At 67.9% G+C, this 16,725-nt stretch carries 20 protein-coding genes; 6 read left to right on the top strand and 14 right to left on the bottom strand.

What is annotated here, in order from left to right; translation table 11 throughout:
- From IEY28_RS09380 to IEY28_RS09365, 4 genes are all read right to left on the bottom strand, one after another.
- A complete protein-coding gene (locus IEY28_RS09380) occupies positions 1-156 on the bottom strand; it encodes a DUF7331 family protein (RefSeq protein ID WP_188996669.1) in 156 nt (51 codons plus the stop codon).
- Positions 153-479: a HalOD1 output domain-containing protein gene (locus IEY28_RS09375; protein WP_188996666.1), complete on the bottom strand. Its 327-nt coding sequence runs from the start codon at positions 477-479 to the stop codon at positions 153-155. Before IEY28_RS09375 ends, IEY28_RS09380 begins: the two co-directional genes overlap by 4 nt.
- A gap of 151 nt (positions 480-630) precedes the next feature.
- On the bottom strand, positions 631-819 hold the full coding sequence (locus tag IEY28_RS09370) for a DUF7576 family protein (protein WP_188996664.1): 189 nt from the start codon (positions 817-819) through the stop codon (positions 631-633).
- Positions 820-958: 139 nt separating this feature from the next.
- Positions 959-4,279: a PAS domain S-box protein gene (locus tag IEY28_RS09365; RefSeq protein WP_188996662.1), complete on the bottom strand. Its 3,321-nt coding sequence runs from the start codon at positions 4,277-4,279 to the stop codon at positions 959-961.
- 211 nt (positions 4,280-4,490) lie between these two features.
- On the opposite strand from IEY28_RS09365, the gene IEY28_RS09360 reads away from it, so the two are divergent.
- Positions 4,491-5,774, top strand: coding sequence for a tRNA (N(6)-L-threonylcarbamoyladenosine(37)-C(2))-methylthiotransferase (locus IEY28_RS09360; protein WP_188996661.1), 1,284 nt, complete (start codon positions 4,491-4,493; stop codon positions 5,772-5,774).
- A gap of 51 nt (positions 5,775-5,825) precedes the next feature.
- Here the strand turns inward: IEY28_RS09360 and IEY28_RS09355 are convergent, their stop codons facing one another.
- The 3 genes from IEY28_RS09355 to IEY28_RS09345 all read right to left on the bottom strand — a co-directional run bounded on the left by IEY28_RS09355 (position 5,826) and on the right by IEY28_RS09345 (position 7,592).
- Entirely contained in the window at positions 5,826-5,996 is a 171-nt protein-coding gene (locus tag IEY28_RS09355; RefSeq protein WP_188996659.1) for a hypothetical protein, read from the bottom strand.
- 99 nt (positions 5,997-6,095) lie between these two features.
- Positions 6,096-7,010, bottom strand: a complete 915-nt coding sequence (locus IEY28_RS09350) for a cation diffusion facilitator family transporter (RefSeq protein WP_188996657.1) — start codon at positions 7,008-7,010, stop codon at positions 6,096-6,098.
- A 24-nt stretch (positions 7,011-7,034) separates the two neighbouring features.
- Positions 7,035-7,592, bottom strand: a complete 558-nt coding sequence (locus IEY28_RS09345; protein WP_188996655.1) for an HIT family protein — start codon at positions 7,590-7,592, stop codon at positions 7,035-7,037.
- Between the two features lie 240 nt (positions 7,593-7,832).
- On the opposite strand from IEY28_RS09345, the gene IEY28_RS09340 reads away from it, so the two are divergent.
- Positions 7,833-8,030 carry a DUF7835 family putative zinc beta-ribbon protein gene (locus tag IEY28_RS09340; RefSeq protein WP_188996653.1) on the top strand — a complete coding sequence of 66 codons (198 nt, stop codon included), beginning with the start codon at positions 7,833-7,835 and terminating at the stop codon, positions 8,028-8,030.
- 135 nt (positions 8,031-8,165) lie between these two features.
- On the opposite strand, the gene map is transcribed toward IEY28_RS09340, so the two are convergent.
- Together map and IEY28_RS09330 are read right to left on the bottom strand one after the other, a co-directional pair.
- A complete protein-coding gene (gene map, locus IEY28_RS09335) occupies positions 8,166-9,056 on the bottom strand; it encodes a type II methionyl aminopeptidase (RefSeq protein WP_188996651.1) in 891 nt (296 codons plus the stop codon).
- A 104-nt stretch (positions 9,057-9,160) separates the two neighbouring features.
- Entirely contained in the window at positions 9,161-10,012 is an 852-nt protein-coding gene (locus IEY28_RS09330; protein ID WP_188996649.1) for an isoaspartyl peptidase/L-asparaginase, read from the bottom strand.
- Positions 10,013-10,077: 65 nt separating this feature from the next.
- On the opposite strand from IEY28_RS09330, the gene IEY28_RS09325 reads away from it, so the two are divergent.
- Positions 10,078-10,767 (top strand): hypothetical protein, encoded by a 690-nt coding sequence (locus tag IEY28_RS09325; protein WP_244995539.1) that lies wholly within the window; start codon positions 10,078-10,080, stop codon positions 10,765-10,767.
- An 84-nt stretch (positions 10,768-10,851) separates the two neighbouring features.
- On the top strand, positions 10,852-12,114 hold the full coding sequence (gene icd, locus IEY28_RS09320; protein WP_188996645.1) for an isocitrate dehydrogenase (NADP(+)): 1,263 nt from the start codon (positions 10,852-10,854) through the stop codon (positions 12,112-12,114).
- Positions 12,115-12,165: 51 nt separating this feature from the next.
- Here the strand turns inward: icd and IEY28_RS09315 are convergent, their stop codons facing one another.
- The 3 genes from IEY28_RS09315 to IEY28_RS09305 form a co-directional block, all read right to left on the bottom strand.
- Entirely contained in the window at positions 12,166-12,966 is an 801-nt protein-coding gene (locus tag IEY28_RS09315; RefSeq protein ID WP_188996643.1) for a hypothetical protein, read from the bottom strand.
- Positions 12,967-13,034: 68 nt separating this feature from the next.
- Positions 13,035-13,835 carry a hypothetical protein gene (locus IEY28_RS09310; protein ID WP_188996642.1) on the bottom strand — a complete coding sequence of 267 codons (801 nt, stop codon included), beginning with the start codon at positions 13,833-13,835 and terminating at the stop codon, positions 13,035-13,037.
- A 47-nt stretch (positions 13,836-13,882) separates the two neighbouring features.
- Positions 13,883-14,221, bottom strand: coding sequence for a cupin domain-containing protein (locus IEY28_RS09305; protein WP_188996640.1), 339 nt, complete (start codon positions 14,219-14,221; stop codon positions 13,883-13,885).
- A gap of 85 nt (positions 14,222-14,306) precedes the next feature.
- Between IEY28_RS09305 and IEY28_RS09300 the strand changes: the two genes are divergently transcribed.
- The gene (locus IEY28_RS09300) at positions 14,307-14,831 is read left to right on the top strand and encodes a DUF5817 domain-containing protein (RefSeq protein WP_188996638.1); all 525 of its coding nucleotides are present in this window, start codon (positions 14,307-14,309) and stop codon (positions 14,829-14,831) included.
- Positions 14,828-15,175, top strand: coding sequence for a hypothetical protein (locus IEY28_RS09295; protein WP_166972165.1), 348 nt, complete (start codon positions 14,828-14,830; stop codon positions 15,173-15,175). Before IEY28_RS09300 ends, IEY28_RS09295 begins: the two co-directional genes overlap by 4 nt.
- Before the next feature lie 16 nt (positions 15,176-15,191).
- On the opposite strand, the gene IEY28_RS20760 is transcribed toward IEY28_RS09295, so the two are convergent.
- Positions 15,192-15,320 (bottom strand): hypothetical protein, encoded by a 129-nt coding sequence (locus tag IEY28_RS20760; RefSeq protein ID WP_255491950.1) that lies wholly within the window; start codon positions 15,318-15,320, stop codon positions 15,192-15,194.
- 123 nt (positions 15,321-15,443) lie between these two features.
- Complete coding sequence (hmgA, locus tag IEY28_RS09290) at positions 15,444-16,661, bottom strand: hydroxymethylglutaryl-CoA reductase (NADPH) (protein ID WP_188996636.1); 1,218 nt, start codon at positions 16,659-16,661, stop codon at positions 15,444-15,446.
- Positions 16,662-16,725: the final 64 nt, after the last annotated feature.

Below are 16,725 nucleotides of genomic sequence, written 5' to 3'. Positions count from 1 at the left end.
TCACGCCCGCAGTTCGCAGGTCTCGGTCGACTGTATCCACGCGCCGTCCTCCTCGTGGTCGTAGATGAGGAGTTCGTCGTCGACCCGAAGCGCTGTGTACCGGTCGTCGACCGGGGCCCTAGACCACTCTCGCTGCGGTTCGAATTCACCGGTCATGGTGGCTCTGTGACGCCGAGGAGCGTCCCGCCGGCGTGACCGACACACGCCGGGTCGGGGACCACGAGGACCGTGCCGTCACTAGAGATGGAGACACCGCAGTCCTCGTAGACGAACGCGACGTGGCCGTTCGTAGACGCCGCGAGCACGTTCGAGAGTGCGTCCGGTTCGACGACATCGTACAACAGCGAATCGACGTCCGTGGGGCGTGTCCCCGTCGTCTCGACGACGGCACCGACGATCGTCTGTGTCAACTGCTCTGTCGAGGAGACGTCGTCGACGGTCCGTTCGACGTGCTGGTCTCGTGTCTCGCGCTGACTCATCGAGTCAGCGGACGCACTATGCGAGGATAGAGATGACTGCTACATGGACACGCCTCGTGGACCGGGACACACTATACATTTAGATTCGGGCGTTCCGACCCGTTCACGTCAGTCTCGGGGGCGACGCCGAGAGAGTCAGTAGCGGGCACGGTCACTCACCAGTCTCCTGCCGCCAGCGCTCGCGACAGGTCTCATCGCAGAACGCGTAGATACGGTAGCCCTCCTCCGGGTCTGCGACCACCGGGTACCACTCCGTGGTGTCGATCCCGGCACCGCAACTGGTACAGATACGGGGCTGGTCCGTCGCTGTCGTCGTGTCTTCGGGGTGGTCACCGGCCATACAGTAGTGAAATCGGGGCGGCGTCTATCGCACGGTCCAACTGTCGGCGTGTATACACGCCAGTCCTACAGAGGGAAAACGGACGTCGGTACGTGGATAGGGCCGCCGCGTCGACACCCACTATACACTGAAACCGCGCTCACTCGTCCAGCAGCAGCGTCAGCAGTTTGTGCTGACTCGCCCGCAGATGGCGGTTGAACGTCGGCTGTGAGACGCCGAGGGCCGCCGCCACCTCCTCGCCCGTGTTCTCGCGGGGCCACTCGAAAAACCCACTCAGGTAGGCCGTCTCGACCGCCTCTCGCTGTTTGTCGGTGAACCGATCGAGGAGTTCGGATCGGAACTCCGTCGCCGTCTGTACCGGCCAGTCGCGTTCGCGTCGAGCGAGCAACGTCGCGCCCTCGAAGGCCGTCTCGAACATCTCGGTGAACTCTCTGACGTCACGGTCGGCGGCCAGTTCGACGACGAGACGGCCCGTCTTGCCGTCGCTGGTGAGCGACTGCACTGTACCGCCGTGGTCGAAGACGGCGCCGACGATGCTCTCACCGACGACCGAACACTCAAAGAGGCTCTCGGAGTCGTCGCTGGCGACGTGTCTGACCTCGCCGACCCCCGGCGTCTCCGCCGCGGACTCGCGGACTTCGTCGGGGTCGACGGCCTCGAGTGTGACGAACACCCGGAGCGGGCCGCTCCCCTCCGCGACGACGCCCTCGAATTCGAACTCGCCGTCGACCGCCTTCACACACCGAAACAGCGCCGTGTCCGGGTTCTCGATGCTGAACTCCAGTTCGACCCGTCGGTTGCTCATCAGGGTCGTCTTGCGCTCGACGGCGTTGATGGCGTGGCCCACCGTATCGCCCAGTTCCGCGAGGACCGACTGCTCGACGTCGTCGAGGTGGGCCGGATCACTTCCGTAGACGGTCAGCGCGCCGTACAGTGCGCCTTCGTAGCTCACCGGTACCGAGACGACGGTGTGGTAGTCACGCTCCAGCGCTGCCTGTTCCCACGGGTCGAACGGTGGGTCGGAACGGGCGGGCGATGCGACCTGTGTGGTGTGTTCGCCGACAGCACGACCCGCCGGTTCCGCTCCCCCGACGGCGACCGTGATGGCGTCTAGGTATCCCGACTCGTCACCTGCCCACGATGTCGGCTGAACCTCGTCGCTGACGGGGTCACGCGCCCCGAACCACGCGAACTGATAGGGGCCGGTCGCCGCGAGCGTCTCACAGGCGACCGTCTCTATCTCCTCCCGAGAGTCCGCGTCGACGAGCGCGCTCGTGACGTCGCGTAACACCCCGTTGACCCGCTCCATCCGGGTCAGGCGCTCGGTCTTCGTTTCGAGCGTCGTCGTGTGCTCCCGGAGCGAGGCCTCGCGGTCGACTCGGTCCAGCGCCGTCTCGACGTGGGCCGCGAGCACTCTGGCGAGGTCGACGTCCGCGTCGGCGAACGATTCGGGGGTCGTCTCGCCGGTGATGAACACCCCGTGCTGGCCGAGCGGGAGAACGATAGCACTGTCGAGTGGGGTCCCCGGGCCGGAGACGTCGGCCCGGAACTCGATGTCTTCGTGGACGGTCACTTCGCTCTGGACGAACACCTGCCAGGACTCACCGTCCTCCGGTTCGAACAGCGACGCGTCGCCGACCAGTTCGGCGACGGCGTCGGTCCGGGCGCGTGGGACCAGACGGTTCCGTTCGGGGTCGTAGAGTTCGACGGCAGCCAGTTCGAGTCCAAGCGTCTCGCGCGCCGCCCTGACGGCGATGTCACAGACGGCCTGCTCTGACGCCGCTTCGGTCAACTCCCGTGACACTTCGTTGAGCGTCTCCAGTTGGGACTCCCGACGCGTCCGCTCGGTGATGTCACGGCCTTCGGGGACGAGCAGTTCCACGTCGCCCCGTTCGTCGGTGATGGGACGGATAGAGAAGTCGATAGTCGCCACGCGGTCGGTCCCCTGTACGTCCAGTTCGTGGCGGACGAACTCCCCGTCGGCCGCCCGCCGGACGTCCGCTCGAACCCGTTCCCGGACGTCGCCGTTCGTCTGGAACCACGCCGTCTCCCAGACGGGTTTCCCGACGACGTCGTCCCGGTCCAGACCGCCAAAGTCCAGCGCCGTCTCGTTGGCTTCGAGGACGGTTCCGTCCGGGTCCAACAGTCCAGTGAACTGGTAGGTCTGGTCGAACACTGCTTCGAGGCGGCGCTGGCGCTCCTTGCGGTCGGTGATGTCGGTGATGAACCCCTCGATGGCGACCAGTTCGTCGTCCGCGAAGACGCCCTCGCCTTGCTCCCAGACCCACCGCTCGGTGCCGTCGGCGCGGCGTATCTGGTAAGTGAGTGTAAACGGATCGCGTTCGTCTATGGCCGCCTGCACCTCGTTCCAGACCCGCTCCCGGTCGTCGGGGTGGATGACGTCCTCGCCCCAACTCACGTGTCCAGACTCTATCTCCGGTGGGTCATAGCCCGTGAGGTCCGCACACCCGGCGCTGACGAACGACATCGGCCACCCGACCTCGTTCTCACAGCGGTAGGCCATGCCGGGCAGGTTGGCGACGAGCGTCGAGAACATCCGGTTGCGCTCTCGCAGTTCCGCCTCCACTCGTTTGCGTTCGGTCACGTCCCGGCCCTCGGGGACCAGTGCCACGACCCGCCCGTCGTCGTCCGTGACGGGAGTCAGCGAGAAGTCGACCGTTATCTCTTCGCCGTCCGCACCCACCACCGTCGCCTCGTAGCGGACGAACTCACCCGTGGCGGCCGTCTCGACGGCATCCCGCAGGCGCTCGCGGGCGGTCTCGGAGTGGGACCACCAGTGGGTCTCCCAGAGCGGTGTGCCGACGACGTCTTCCCGTTCGACGCCGGCGAACGCCAGTGCCGTCTTGTTCGCCTCGACGAGCGTCCCGTCCGGTTCGGCCAGTCCGACCAGTTGGACGGGCGCTTCGGTCAGCGTCTCGTACGACCGGAGTTTGTCCGGTGCCGCTGAGAGGTCCGTCGTGACGACGCCGTAGCCTGCCGGTTCACCGTCCGACTGGAGCGCGACGACGGCGAGTCGCCCCCAAAAGCGGGAGTCGTCGGCCCGGACCAGCCATCCCTCGTCGACGACCTCGCCCTCCGTCTCGGCCCGGTCGAGTAGCGCTTCGGGGTGGTCCGCCGTCACGTCCCCGTCGGTGTAGAACGCCGCGAACGGTTCGCCGAGCGCCCCGTCGCCGTCGTAGCCCAGTAGCCGCCCGGCACCGTCGCCCCACTCGGTGACCCGCCCGTCGCTGTCGAGGACGAACACGCCGTAGCGATGGACCTGTTCACAGAGGAGGCGGTAGCGGTCGGGGTCCTCGCCGAAACCGTCCCCACCGCCGTCGGTGCAGGCGACGACCGGACCCGCCGGATAGCCGCGCCACTCACCGAGACCGCGCGTCGTGTCGGCCCCCCGACCGTCGGGCGAGAGCGGCGCCGCACCGGCGACGTCCCGGTCGGTCACGGTAACCGGCGATCTCCCCGTTCTGAGATGCCGGACACGCATACAGGTAAATGTCACTGCACACACGCATATAGTACTATGCGCAATCGGTCGCTGATCGGAGTCCGTACGGCTATGGGGCAGTTCCAGACTGTCGATCTGACCATTGCCGTTCCGACGGGCCGGACGAATCCGTCGCGCTTTTGGCCGGCAAGCCGTATCGCTAGGACGAATGGCCCGCTATCACATCGAGACGTACGGGTGCACCTCCAACCGAGGTGAGACCCAGCAGATAGAGCAAGCGCTCCGCGAGGGCGGCCACCACCCCGCCGACGGTCCCGAGTCGGCGGACGTGGCCATCCTCAACACCTGCACGGTGCTGGAGAAGACCGAGCGCAACATGCTCCAGCGGGCCAAAGAACTGGACGAGGAGACCCCCGCAGATCTCGTCGTCACGGGTTGTATGGCCCTCGCACAGGGTGAGGAATTCCACGACGCGGACGTCGACGCCGAGGTGCTTCACTGGGACGACGTGCCCCAACACGTCCTCAACGGGGAGTGTCCGACGGTCACGCCCGACACCGAGACAGTGCTGAACGGCGTCGTCGGCATCCTCCCCATCGCCCGCGGCTGTATGAGCGACTGCTCGTACTGCATCACGAAGCAGGCCACCGGCCGCATCGACTCGCCTCCCGTCTCCGAGAACGTCGAGAAGGCTCGCGCGCTCGTCCACGCCGGCGCGAAGGAGCTTCGCATCACGGGACAGGACACCGGCGTCTACGGCTGGGACACCAATCAGGGGACGAGCCTGCTTCCCGAACTGCTCGACCGCATCTGCACCGAGATAGACGGCGAGTTTCGGGTTCGGGTCGGCATGGCGAACCCGAAGGGCCTCCACGGCGTCCGCGAGGAACTGGCCGCGGTGTTCGCCGAGCACGACGAACTGTACAACTTCATCCACGCGCCGGTCCAGTCCGGGTCCGACGACGTGCTGGCCGATATGCGCCGGCAACACGCCGTCGACGAGTACCTGGAGGTCGTCGAGGCGTTCGACGACGCCCTGGAGTACTGGACGCTGTCGACGGACTTCATCGTCGGGTTCCCGACCGAGGACCCCGAGGACCACGAGCAGTCGATGGCCCTCCTCCGGGAGACCCGCCCCGAGAAGATCAACGTCACGCGCTTCTCGAAGCGGCCCGGCACCGACGCAGCCGACATGAAGGGACTGGGCGGCCAGACGAAGAAGGACCGCTCGAAGGCGATGACCGAGTTGAAGATGGAGACGACGGGGCAAGCCTACGAGGACATGGTCGGCCGTACGTCCTCCGTGTTGCTCGTAGAGGACGGCACCGACGAGTCGCTGGTTGGCTACGACGAGGCCTACCGGCAGGTCGTCGTCGCCGACGCCGAGGAGCGCGGACTGGAAGTCGGCGAGTTCGTCGACGTCGAGATTACGAGCCACAACACGGTGTACGCGTTCGGCGAACCGATCGAGCGGGCGGCGCTGGCGGACTGAGGCAGCCTATCGGTGGGTCAGACGCCCCGACCCACCGACGCGCCGCGACGGCTACTGGTCGTAGTATACGTACGTGAGGTTCCGATAGGGGATGTAGGCCACACGCTCGATGTCGCCCCCCTGAACCGCTTTTTTCAGATGCACGCCGTTGGATCCCTCGACGACTTCGAGGACTTCTTTTATTTCGGTCCCGTCGCTCATCTCTGCTGTCATGTGTGCCATGCTGTCTGGCACTACGGTCCGGGGAGGGAAACCGACACGGGTGCCGAACGCGGTTGCGACATGGTTTCCCGGGGTTCGAGAGCGTCACGACACGAGCGCTCACTCTAAGTCCGCCAACCGTTCGACCTCGTCGTCGTCTTTCCACTCGCCGAGTTCCTTCGGGTCGACGTGGACGAACACGTCGTCGACTTCGGGCAGTTCCTGTACGGACTGGATGACCGCCGTCTCGATGTCGTGGGCCTCGGTCAGCGTCAGGTCGCCCTCCACCTCGATGTGGAGACTCACGTCAATTTCCGGGCCGACGTAGTGGGCGATGACGTCGTGGGCCCCCTGCACCTGCGGGTGGTCGAGCGCGCGTTCGAGAATCTCCCGGCGGAGGTCCTCGGGCGGTGCGGCCCCCACCAGATAGGCGACGTTGTCCCTGACGACTTCGACGCCGGTGTAGAGGATGCCGACGGCGACGACGATAGCGGCGAGGGGGTCCGCGAGCGGATAGCCGGCGGTGGCGCCGAGGACCCCGACGAGTGCGGCCCCCGCCGTGAGGATGTCGTTGCGGTTGTCCTTCGCCGTCGCGACCAGCGCCGGGGAGTTCCGGTCCCGCCCGACGGCCAGACAGTAGCGATAGAGACCGTACTTCGCGGCCCCCGAGAGCGCGAGGACGCCGACGGCGACGGGCCCCTGTGTCACCGCGACGTTGCCGGTCAGCAGGGCGCGGCCGGCCTGCCAGAGGACGACGCCGCCGGCGGCGAAGATGCCGGCGGCGACGAACAGCGAGACGAACGGTTCGATGCGCTCGTGGCCGTGGGGGTGTTCGAAGTCCGGTGGCTGGGTGGTGAGATAGAGGCCCGCGACGATGACCAGCGAGTAGGCCGTGTCTGCGGCGCTGTTGACCGCCTCCGACTGGACGGCGAGGCTCCCGGTGGTCAGCCAGACCCCGCCTTTCAGCACCACCAGCGCGAGGTTCACGCCGAGGACGAGGAGGCCGACCCGCCTGAGAGTGGCACGGCGCGACATCTACTCGGAACTAACGGGGGGAGGCTAAAGCCGCTTTGGAGGCGCGTCGATACGCACAGCGGCGTCGGGGTCTGTGACGGTGGTGTCGTCCTGGGCGGCGAAGGCGTCGTGGAGGCGGTCGTAGGTGTCTTCGACGGCCTCGACGATGACCTTCGTGTCGCTGACGACGGGCATGAAGTTGGTGTCGCCCTCCCAGCGCGGGACGACGTGGGTGTGGAGGTGGTCGTCGATGGACCCGCCGGCCGCGGATCCGCCGAGGTTCAGGCCGGCGTTGTAGGCGTCGGGCCCCAGCCCCGCCTCCAGCGCGTCGAAACAGCGCTGTTTCAGGTGGGCGTGGTCTAACAGCGTCTCGTCGTCTAACTCGCCGTACTCGCCGGTGTGGTCGTGGGGCACGACCATCACGTGACCCGGGTTGTACGGGTAGTTGTTCAGGAGGACGAAGGCGTGGTCGCTCCGCGCGACGACGTTGTTCTCCCGGTCGGCGTCGCCCTCCCGAAACGCACAGAACACGCAGTCGGCGTCGGGGTTCTCGTTCTCGCGTTCGACCCAGTCGATGCGCCACGGCGCGAACACAGAGTCCATACAGCCACCGTTCGGCCCCCCGACCTAAACGACTTCGAACGGAGCCAAACTCAGTATTTAAATCTGTCGGCCGTTCACGAGGTAAATACCCCGTTCAAGTACGGAAAATCGATTTTGAATCGTCTACAGCCGTCTCTGGCAGCGGTTTACGAAAACCGGCCACGTCTTGCGATAAACGGTGTGAACGGAGTCCAACGAAAGGGGGTTTTTATGCGGTTCTTGGGGGAAGGGAGAGACGGGATGGCGACCACAAACGACGGCGTCGATATGTCAGAGTCGTGTTCGAACTGTGGGCGAGAGACACCGCACGAAGTCAGTCTCCAGATACAGACCGAGAGCACCAAACGCGAGAACGCGGAGTTCTCGCGCGAACCGTATCGGGTCAGCGAGTGTCTGGTCTGCGGTGAGACGACAAGCACGCGCATGAACAACGCATAGGCCATCCCGGACGAGTTCCATCCGCATCCGTCCACGGTTCCCCCGCCGCGCGGCCCCGATTACGTGGCCAGTGCTTCCTTTTCGGTGGCGGCGACACCGCCCGTACTGACACCGCAGCAAAAGACGTCCGTACCGTTAGCGCGTGGTCACTTCGACGCCATCGTCGGTGACGATGACGGTGTGTTCCTTCTGGCTGACGAACGTTCCTTCCCGTTCTTTGAGGACCGGATAGCCGTGGACGATGTTCTGCTGTTTCAGGCGGCGCAGCGCCATCTTCGCCCGCGGGGAGTCCAGCCAGCGGGCGGCGAACGGGAGCGTCTTGAACTCCTCGGTGATCTGTTCTAAGACCTGCCGAGCGTTCCGGTCGCGCACACTCCCCTCGCGTTCGAGCGCGAAGATCTCCTCGTCGGACCCTTCCTGTACCTTCCCGCGGCCGTCCGTCGCGAACGGTTCGATAGCGACGACGTCGCCGGGCTGGAGCGTCGCCCCCTGCGAGACTTCGCGGTTGGGGATGTTCGGCGCGGTGTGCTGTTCCCAGTGGCCGAGGCCGTGGCCCGTGAGGTTGACGACCGGGTTGAAACCGTACCCCTCGATGACCCGCTCTACGGCCGCACCGATCTCGCCGACGTCGACGCCGGGACCGGCGACCTCCAGTGCGGCGTCTAGCGCCTCGGCGGAGGCCGCCGCCAGTTCGTCGTGGCCCGAGAGGTCGACGGTGACGGCGGTGTCGGCCAGCCACCCGTCGACGTGGACACCGATGTCCAGATTCACCATCTCTTCGCCGAAGGTGGTCTCGTCGTCGCGCTCTGGCGTCGCGTGAGCGGCCTCCTCGTCGATGGAGATGTTGACCGGGAAGGCGGGTTCGCCGCCCAGCTCCCGAATCTCCTCCTCGGCCCACTCGGCGACTTCGAGGTGGGACGCCCCCACCTCGACGCGTTCTGCGGCCTCGTCGCGCACCTGCGCGAGGATCTCGCCGGCCTCGCGACACTTCTCGTACTGCTCGGACTCGAAGTCCACGTCGCTCATGCCCCGGCGTTGGGCGCTGTGCGTGAAAGCGTTTGTCGTTGGCCGGCAGCCAATCGACCGCCGGCGGATAGTCGGTCCCGCAGCGACGGACCGCGGGCCGGATGTCAGTCCGGCCCGGCCCGAGACGTCTGCATCGCGGCGGTGTTGTACTCGCTGCCGACGTGGCCGGCGTGGTCGAGGACGACGACGCCCGCTTGTCCGTCGGTCGCACGCTCGAACTCCGCGAGGGCCTCCTCGGCGGCCTGCCGCGGGCCGAACGTCTCCAACAGGTCGACCGCCCGCCGCGCGAGACCGAAACGGGCGATGGCCTCCCCCTCGCCGGTGGCGCTCGCACCGCCGCGCCCGTCGGCGTAGAACCCGGCGCCGATCTGGGGCACGTCGCCGACCCGACCGGCGAGCGCGAACCACCGGCCGGCCGTCGACGTGGCCGCCGCGAGTCGGTCTCCGTCCGTCGCGACGGCGCCGACGGTGTCCGTCCCCGAGAAGTGGTCGCGTACCCACGCGAGGTGGTCTGCGACGTCGTCCCCGGGCGGGTCGGCGTCCTCGTAGCGGCCACGGGTCCGGTCGGTCAGCAGGTCCTCGCCGGTGTCGATACCGCTCGCCGCCGCCAGTTCGATTGCCGGGTCACCGGCGAGGCAGACGTGGGGCGTCTCCGTCGCGACGACGCGGGCCACGTCGGCAGCGTGGGCGACGCCGGCCATCGAACACGCGGCGCCAGTCGTCCCGTCGTCGGTCACGAGGCCCGCCTCGGTGCGGACGACGCCGTCGCTCTGGACCGCCCCACCCACGCCGGCGTTGAACCTCGGGTCGCGCTCCAGCGGTCGGACAGCCGCGAGAACCGCATCGAGGGGCCCTTCGGCGTCGGCGGCGGTGTCGGCGGCGTCGGCGAGCGTCGACAGTCGGTCGGCCGGTTCGTCGGGCGGCCCGCCCGCGCCACCGTGGACGACGACGTACATACGACACCTCTCGGGCGCCAGACGGAAAATATATCCCCGGCCCACTGCGGCGTACCGACGTGCCGATGTACGCGCGCGACGACGCCGAGGCGTACCGCGTCCTCGACCGGTGGGAGGGCGGCGTCGGCTGGCAGGCCTTCCCCGAGGAGGGCGGCCAGCGAACGAGTCACGCGGTCCGCGGCCCCGACGGCGGCGTCTGGCTGGTCGACCCGCTGGACGCCCCCGGCGTCGACGACTGCTACGCCGACCTCGGCGAGGTGGCCGGCGTCGCCGTCCTCGCCGACTACCACGCCAGAGACGCGGCGGTGTTCGCCGAGCGACACGGCGTTCCGGTGACGGTGCCGACGGGGCTAGACCGGGTCGCCGACCGTCTCGACGTCCCGACCGAGCGGGCGACCCATTCGCTCGCCGGCTTCGAACTCCGACGGCTCAACCCACTCCGCGCGTGGCGCGAGACTGTCGCCTACCGCGAGGCCGACGGGACGTTGTACGTCCCCGACTTCTTCGCGGGCGGGCCCTACACCGTCGGATCTGAACGCCTCTCGATGCGGGTGTTCAGTCGCCTGTTCCCGCCGCGGGAGACGTTCGCGGATCTCGACCCCGAGCGAATCCTGCTGGGCCACGGCGCGGGGGTGTTCGAGGACGCCGACGCCGCACTCGAAGACGCTATCGACGGGGCCCGGCGACGGTTCCCGCGAGCGCTCCTCACGAACGGTCCGATGGAACTGAAGGCGATGGTCGACGCACTGCGGTAGTGTCGGCTGAGTTTTTAATGCCGTTCGTTACCACGTCTACGGGAAAACGGCAGTCCTTTAGGCGCGACTATCGATGCGCGAGGTATGGGCTACGACTACGAGAAAGTGGAGGTGCCCGAAGAGGGCCAGCAGATTGAGGTCACAGACGACAACGAACTCGACGTTCCCGAGAACCCCATCATCCCCATCATCCACGGGGACGGTATCGGGACCGACGTCGGTCCGGCCGCCCAGAAGGTGCTGGAGGCCGCCGCGAACGCCACCGGGCGTGACATCTCGTGGATGCGCGTCTACGCCGGTGAGTCCGCTCGCGAGAAGTACGACGAGAACCTGCCCGACGACACCGTCGAGGCCATCAAGGAGTTCAACGTCGCCATCAAGGGGCCGCTGACGACCCCCGTCGGTGCCGGCTTCCGCTCGCTGAACGTCGCGCTCCGGAAGACGCTCGACCTGTACGCGAACGTTCGACCGACCTACCACCTCGACGGCGTCCCGTCCCCCGTGAAGGAACCCGAGAAGATGGATATGGTCACCTTCCGGGAGAACACCGAAGACGTCTACGCCGGCATCGAGTGGGAGGCCGGCACCGACGAAGTGCAGGAGGTCAAGGAGTTCGTCGAGGAGGAGATGGGCTTCGACAGCACCATCCACGACGGCCCGGTCGGTATCGGCGTCAAGCCGATTACCGAGTTCGGCACCAAGCGGCTGGTCCGTGAGGCCATCGACTACGCCCTCGAAGAGGAGCGTGACTCCGTCACCCTCGTCCACAAGGGCAACATCATGAAGTTCACCGAGGGCGCCTTCCGTGACTGGGGCTACGAGGTCGCCGAAGAGGAGTACGGCGAGGACGTCATCACCGAGGACGAACTCTGGGAGGAGTACGACGGCGAACAGCCCGAGGGAACCCTCGTTGTCAACGACCGCATCGCCGACAACATGCTCCAGCAGCTCCTCACTCGTACGGACGAGTACGACGTCATCGCGACGATGAACCTCAACGGGGACTACATGTCCGACGCCGCCGGCGCACAGATCGGCGGCCTCGGCATCGCCCCCGGTGCGAACTTCGGTGAGGCCCGCTGTCTCGCGGAACCGGTCCACGGCTCCGCCCCGAAGTACGCCGGCGAGGACAAGGTCAACCCGACCGCGATGATTCTCTCCGGCCGTCTCATGCTGGAGTACATGGGCTGGAAGGACGCCGGCCAGCTCGTCCGCGACGCCGTCGAGGAGACCATCTCCAACGGCGACGTCACCTACGACCTCGAACGGCAGATCGAAGGCGGCAACAAGCTCGCCACCTCCGAGTTCGCCGACAAGGTCGTCGAGAACATCGAGAAGCTCGCGTAAGCGACCCTCGCTAACACGCCACATTCTTTCGCACTCGCCGGCGAGCGGCCGCTATCGCCGCTGGGTGACGGTCGTGTTCTGTACCCAGTCGGGGCGCTCGACGGCCGTCTCGCCGACGTCGGTGACTCGGACCTCCCGGACGATGTGGACCCGGTCGCCGCTGAGGGCGGCGTCGTAGCTGAGTCTTCGAGCGACGACGGTCCCGTCGTAGCGGACCCGCATCCGGACGGAGACGTTCGTTACGTCGCGGGCGAACAGCGGCGTCACCAGTCGGTCGGTGTCCCGCGGGCGTGATCCGACGAGGACCACGTCGCCGTCGGCTTCCCGGCGCGCGACGCGCATCTCGACGGCCGCGAGTTCCCCCTCCAGTCGCTGCTGGTCGGTGAGGTCGGTGAGCAGGTCGCTGTTCTCGGCCGGCCAGCGAAGCAACGTCACCTCGCCGCGCTGGTTCTCGTAGCGAGTGGCGACGATAGAGCGGTTGGCCCAGTAGTCCACCCGCGTCGTACGCCACCCGGCCCGGTACTCGCTGGCGTTCTGCTGGAACCGGCCGCGGTAGGTCGAGGTATTGGCGGCGATCCAGCGGACGTGGTCGGTCCGGCGTTCGAGGTCGCCGTCCTCGTCGTAGACCCGCTGTTCGCTCGTCAGCGTGTACCCGTCGGTCGACAGCGCCCCCGCGTGTGCGCTCGCCAGCGCGGACGGCACCACGCCGTCGTCGGTCACGCCGGGCGGATAGCGAAGGCCGTCGGTCGGCACCGGCGCCGGGGTCACCGTCTCCGAACTCTCCGACGGAGTAAAACCGCTACAGCCGGCCAGCACGAGCGCACAGCCCAGCACGAGCACGCGGAGCCGCATCGTTCAGTGCAGGTGCCCGAGACACAAACGTCTGTCGCGAAACCGGGGCGAACGCGTCGCTCGCCGGGTCACGAGGGGGTCGCAGTCTCGGTCCGGTCCGCGGCCGGCGTGGCCGTCGTCGCCCACGACGGTTCCGTCGGTGGCGCGCCGCCGACGTCGCTGACGAAGAAGTCGAAGCGGAACCACACCGGCTGCCCCGTCTCGCGCAGTCTGGCCCGACAGCCGATGGCGAGAGAGGTGACGACGCCGTCGCGGATGCGGACGTTTATGGCGCTGTCGTGCCCGTCTGTCAGGCCGGCCGGGAGCGGGACCGACCGGGCCTCGTCGCTGGTGCCGTAGAGTCGCCGTCCCTCCGGCGTCCCCTCGGCGGAGACGTCGAACCCCCGTATCAACCGGGCGACGTAGAACGACAGGGACGGGTCACTCGGACCGACGACGTCGCCGCGGCCGACGCTCGTGGTGCCGTTCTCCAGCGTCCGGCGGATGGCCGACCCCGACTCGCTCTGCCACGCGGCGTGGTCGCGGACCCTCTCGGGGTACGGCCCGGCGACGCGGCGGTTCCAGCGGTACCGTTCCTCGGGTCCGACGACGAACCGGTCGCGCAGGCGGCCGGTCGAACCGTTGTCGTACTGGACGGTGAAGGCCACCGTGATGGTGTACGACCGGCCGTCGAGGGCGGCCCGGTGGCGGTCGGCGATGCGGCCCGTGTCGACGCCCGTATCCCCGCCGACCGGCGTCGTGGTGGTCGTCGGCACGGGTGCCGGGGTCACCGTCTCGGGGCCGTCCGCAGCCTCTGTCCCGAGGCTCTGACACCCCGCGGTCACGAACAGGAGTGCGACTGCGAGCGCGAGCGTGCGTGACCTTGACACACGCGGCGGTTGCCCGCGTGCGGAGAAGTGTCTTACGTCGACTCGCGTCAGTCCAGCCAGTCGGGGTCGGTTCGGGGCGGGCTGAACACGTCGATACCGCTGACTGGGTCGTCTCGGCGGTTCTCCGCGCCGTGTGGCTCGTCGCCGGGAACGACGTAAGAGTCGCCCGGGCCGACGACGAACTCCTCGCCGTCGACCTCGAAGGTGAGCGTCCCCGTGATCACGTAGCCCACCTGTTCGTGGGGATGGCTGTGTTCGGGTACTACGGCGCTGGGTTCGATGTGGAAGTGCTGGACGCTCATCGCCTCGCCGGCGGCCAGCTGCGTGAGGTGGACGCCGTCGACGACTTCGACCGTCTCGCTCGCGGCCTGTGGAACTTCCTGCATGCACGGGGTATCGGCGGACGACAGCGTAAATCCACGGATGCGCACAATCCGAACGTTCAACCCCGAACCGGCCCAACGCACCGGTATGTACGCGGTTGTCGGGTGTAGCGAGTGTAGCGCCCTCTGGGTCGTGGAGGGACGGCCGGAGACCACGCAGTGTCCCCGCTGTGGGAAGCGCCGCAAGCACGCGAAGCGGCGGAAGTTCGTCGAGACGGACGACGAGGCCCACGCTCGCGAGGTGCGGGCCTCGATGCTCGCGAACCGGCAGGGCGAGGGCGACGCCTTCGCCGAACTGGACTCCTACGCCGAGATGGACCGTCAGGTCGAGGCGTCGGGCATCGACGACGAGACGTACCTCGAAGCGTCGGGCCTCGACAGCGACGAGGTGGCGGCCGCGGGCGAGCGTGCCGAACAGGGGGCGACCAGCGGGTCGAGTCGCAAGGAGACGGTGCTGTCGGCACTGCGCGAACTCGACGGTCCGACCGAGGACGACGTAGTGGCCTACGCCGCGGAACGGGGCGTCCCCGCCGACTACACGGAGAAGACGCTCCGCAAACTCGTCCGGTCGGGGCAGGCGTCGAAGTCCCGTGGCGTCTACCGGTTGCTATGAACTCCTCGCTGGACCTCGAACCCGGCCCCGTCGCCGTCGGGTCGCTCGTCGGCCTCTCGGGCTTGCTGTATCTGCTCGTGCCGGTCGTCGGCCCGGTGTCGCTGGGCGGCCTCTCGGTGAGCGTCGTCGCGCTGTCGGCCGTCGTCCTGACGCTGGGCTTCTCGCTCGGATTCGTCGTCTTCGCCCGGCGGGGCCACCGACTGTTCGCTGCCGCACACGGTATCTTCGCCGTCGCGTGGGCACTGCTGGCGCTCGGCCCGTTCCTCGGGAGCGGACCTGTGTTGATCGCCGGCGTCGTCGTCCTCGTCGCCGGCGTCGGCTTTCTGGTCACGCAGGGACGCTGAAAACGGTGGTGGGCCGTCAGACCCACCCGAGCGTCTTCGCCAGTCCCGCCAGCGCCGCGAGCGTCGTCGCGAGCAACTTCAGCAGGTGGAGGAGTCGATGTGTGAGCGATACTGTCGACTCGTCGTCGGTCGGTGGTGGGGACATAGTAGTGGCGCGCCCGCGGGTGCTGCCCGGCGGACGCTTTCGGACGTTGTGAGCGTCGGGGGATAAACCGGAGCCACACCTCCGGAGTGAAAGTGAAAGTGGTCGTCCGTCCGGTGGGTCCGGTTACCGCCCGAGTTCGGCGTGGGCCGAGGAGAGGTGTCGCGAGGACAGCGCCGCCAGCAGCGAGAGTTCGCCCGCCAGCGCACCCGCAGCGATGACCTCCGCCAGCGCGTCGGCGTTGCTCCCGGCGGGGTCGCCGCCGCCACCGTACCCCAGTACGTCGAGTGCTTCCGATTGGGTCGGCAGGCCCGTCCCGCCGCCGACGGTGCCGACCTCCAGCGAGGCGATGGTGACGGAGGCGTAGAGGCCGTCCTCGCGGTCGTCGACGGTCGTGATGGCGTTGCTCCCCTCGACGACCTGCGCGGCGTCCTGTCCCATCGCGAGGAACGCGGCGGCGACGACGTTGGCCGCGTGGGCGTTAAAGCCCAGCGCGCCGGCTTTGGCCGACCCGACGAGGTTCTTCCGGGTGTTTGCCTCGACGATGGCCGCCGACGTGGTGTCGAGGCGCTCCTCGACCTGTTCGTGGGGAATCAGCACGTCCGCCGAGACGGTCCGACCCCGGCCCTCGATGGCGTTGATGGCGGCGGGTTTCTTGTCCGAACAGAGGTTGCCCGACAGGGCCACGAGGTCCGCGGGCGTCTCGCGCTCGACCACGTCGCAGGCCGCCTCGGTGGCGATGGTCGCCATGTTCATCCCCATCGCGTCCTTCGTGTCGTAGGAGAAACGCAGAAAGACGCTGTCGCCGACGACGTAGGGAGTCACGTCCTGTAGTTCGCCGTGGCTGGTCGTCGACTCGGCGGCCTCGGCGAGTCGGTCGACGTTCTCTCGGACCCACGAGGACACCTCGCCGGCCTCGGCGACGTCTTCGACCCGGAACACCGGCGCGCGAGTCATCCCGGACTTGAGGACGCGCGCGGTAGCGCCGCCGGCGTTCCGGATGGTCGAGACGCCGCGGTTGACTGAGGCCAGCAGGGCGCCCTCGGTGGTCGCCAGCGGGAGGTAGTGCTCGCCCTCGGCCGCGCCGCCGTCGATGGGCAGGGGGCCGACGACGCCCATCGGAATCTGGGCCGCGCCGATCATGTTCTCGATGTTCGGTTCGGCGTCGGCGGCGTCGAAGGCGTACTCGGCGATCACGTCGAGGTCTACGCCGGTCTCCTCGGCCAGCAGGCGCCGGCGGGCGGCGGCGGCCGTCTCGGCGTCGGTGTGGGCTTCGAGTTCGTACAGGCGCAACTCGCCCTCGCGGACTCGGTCGGCGAGGGTTTCGGCGTCGATGTCGGTCATACAGGCGCGTGGATGGGGAGGGCCCTAACAGTTGCTCTTACCGACGCGAGCCGAGACGCTCGGG

The organism is Haloarcula pellucida (assembly GCF_014647235.1).
GTDB classification, from domain to species: domain Archaea; phylum Halobacteriota; class Halobacteria; order Halobacteriales; family Haloarculaceae; genus Haloarcula; species Haloarcula pellucida.
The sequence above is the reverse complement of the archived record's forward strand: the minus strand, read 5'-3'. Positions and strand labels throughout refer to the sequence as shown.

Excerpts from the sequence above, each read along its gene's own strand:
- IEY28_RS09295 (WP_166972165.1), top strand. The coding sequence starts at position 14,828 with ATGAACTCCTCGCTGGACCTCGAACCCGGCCCCGTCGCCGTCGGGTCG.
- IEY28_RS09375 (WP_188996666.1), bottom strand. The coding sequence starts at position 479 with ATGAGTCAGCGCGAGACACGAGACCAGCACGTCGAACGGACCGTCGAC.
- IEY28_RS09300 (WP_188996638.1), top strand. The coding sequence starts at position 14,307 with ATGTACGCGGTTGTCGGGTGTAGCGAGTGTAGCGCCCTCTGGGTCGTG.
- icd (WP_188996645.1), top strand. The coding sequence starts at position 10,852 with ATGGGCTACGACTACGAGAAAGTGGAGGTGCCCGAAGAGGGCCAGCAG.
- IEY28_RS20760 (WP_255491950.1), bottom strand. The coding sequence starts at position 15,320 with ATGTCCCCACCACCGACCGACGACGAGTCGACAGTATCGCTCACACAT.
- IEY28_RS09330 (WP_188996649.1), bottom strand. The coding sequence starts at position 10,012 with ATGTACGTCGTCGTCCACGGTGGCGCGGGCGGGCCGCCCGACGAACCG.
- IEY28_RS09360 (WP_188996661.1), top strand. The coding sequence starts at position 4,491 with ATGGCCCGCTATCACATCGAGACGTACGGGTGCACCTCCAACCGAGGT.
- IEY28_RS09305 (WP_188996640.1), bottom strand. The coding sequence starts at position 14,221 with ATGCAGGAAGTTCCACAGGCCGCGAGCGAGACGGTCGAAGTCGTCGAC.
- IEY28_RS09325 (WP_244995539.1), top strand. The coding sequence starts at position 10,078 with ATGTACGCGCGCGACGACGCCGAGGCGTACCGCGTCCTCGACCGGTGG.
- IEY28_RS09315 (WP_188996643.1), bottom strand. The coding sequence starts at position 12,966 with ATGCGGCTCCGCGTGCTCGTGCTGGGCTGTGCGCTCGTGCTGGCCGGC.
- hmgA (WP_188996636.1), bottom strand. The coding sequence starts at position 16,661 with ATGACCGACATCGACGCCGAAACCCTCGCCGACCGAGTCCGCGAGGGC.
- IEY28_RS09350 (WP_188996657.1), bottom strand. The coding sequence starts at position 7,010 with ATGTCGCGCCGTGCCACTCTCAGGCGGGTCGGCCTCCTCGTCCTCGGC.
- IEY28_RS09355 (WP_188996659.1), bottom strand. The coding sequence starts at position 5,996 with ATGGCACACATGACAGCAGAGATGAGCGACGGGACCGAAATAAAAGAA.
- IEY28_RS09340 (WP_188996653.1), top strand. The coding sequence starts at position 7,833 with ATGGCGACCACAAACGACGGCGTCGATATGTCAGAGTCGTGTTCGAAC.
- IEY28_RS09345 (WP_188996655.1), bottom strand. The coding sequence starts at position 7,592 with ATGGACTCTGTGTTCGCGCCGTGGCGCATCGACTGGGTCGAACGCGAG.
- IEY28_RS09370 (WP_188996664.1), bottom strand. The coding sequence starts at position 819 with ATGGCCGGTGACCACCCCGAAGACACGACGACAGCGACGGACCAGCCC.
- map (WP_188996651.1), bottom strand. The coding sequence starts at position 9,056 with ATGAGCGACGTGGACTTCGAGTCCGAGCAGTACGAGAAGTGTCGCGAG.
- IEY28_RS09380 (WP_188996669.1), bottom strand. The coding sequence starts at position 156 with ATGACCGGTGAATTCGAACCGCAGCGAGAGTGGTCTAGGGCCCCGGTC.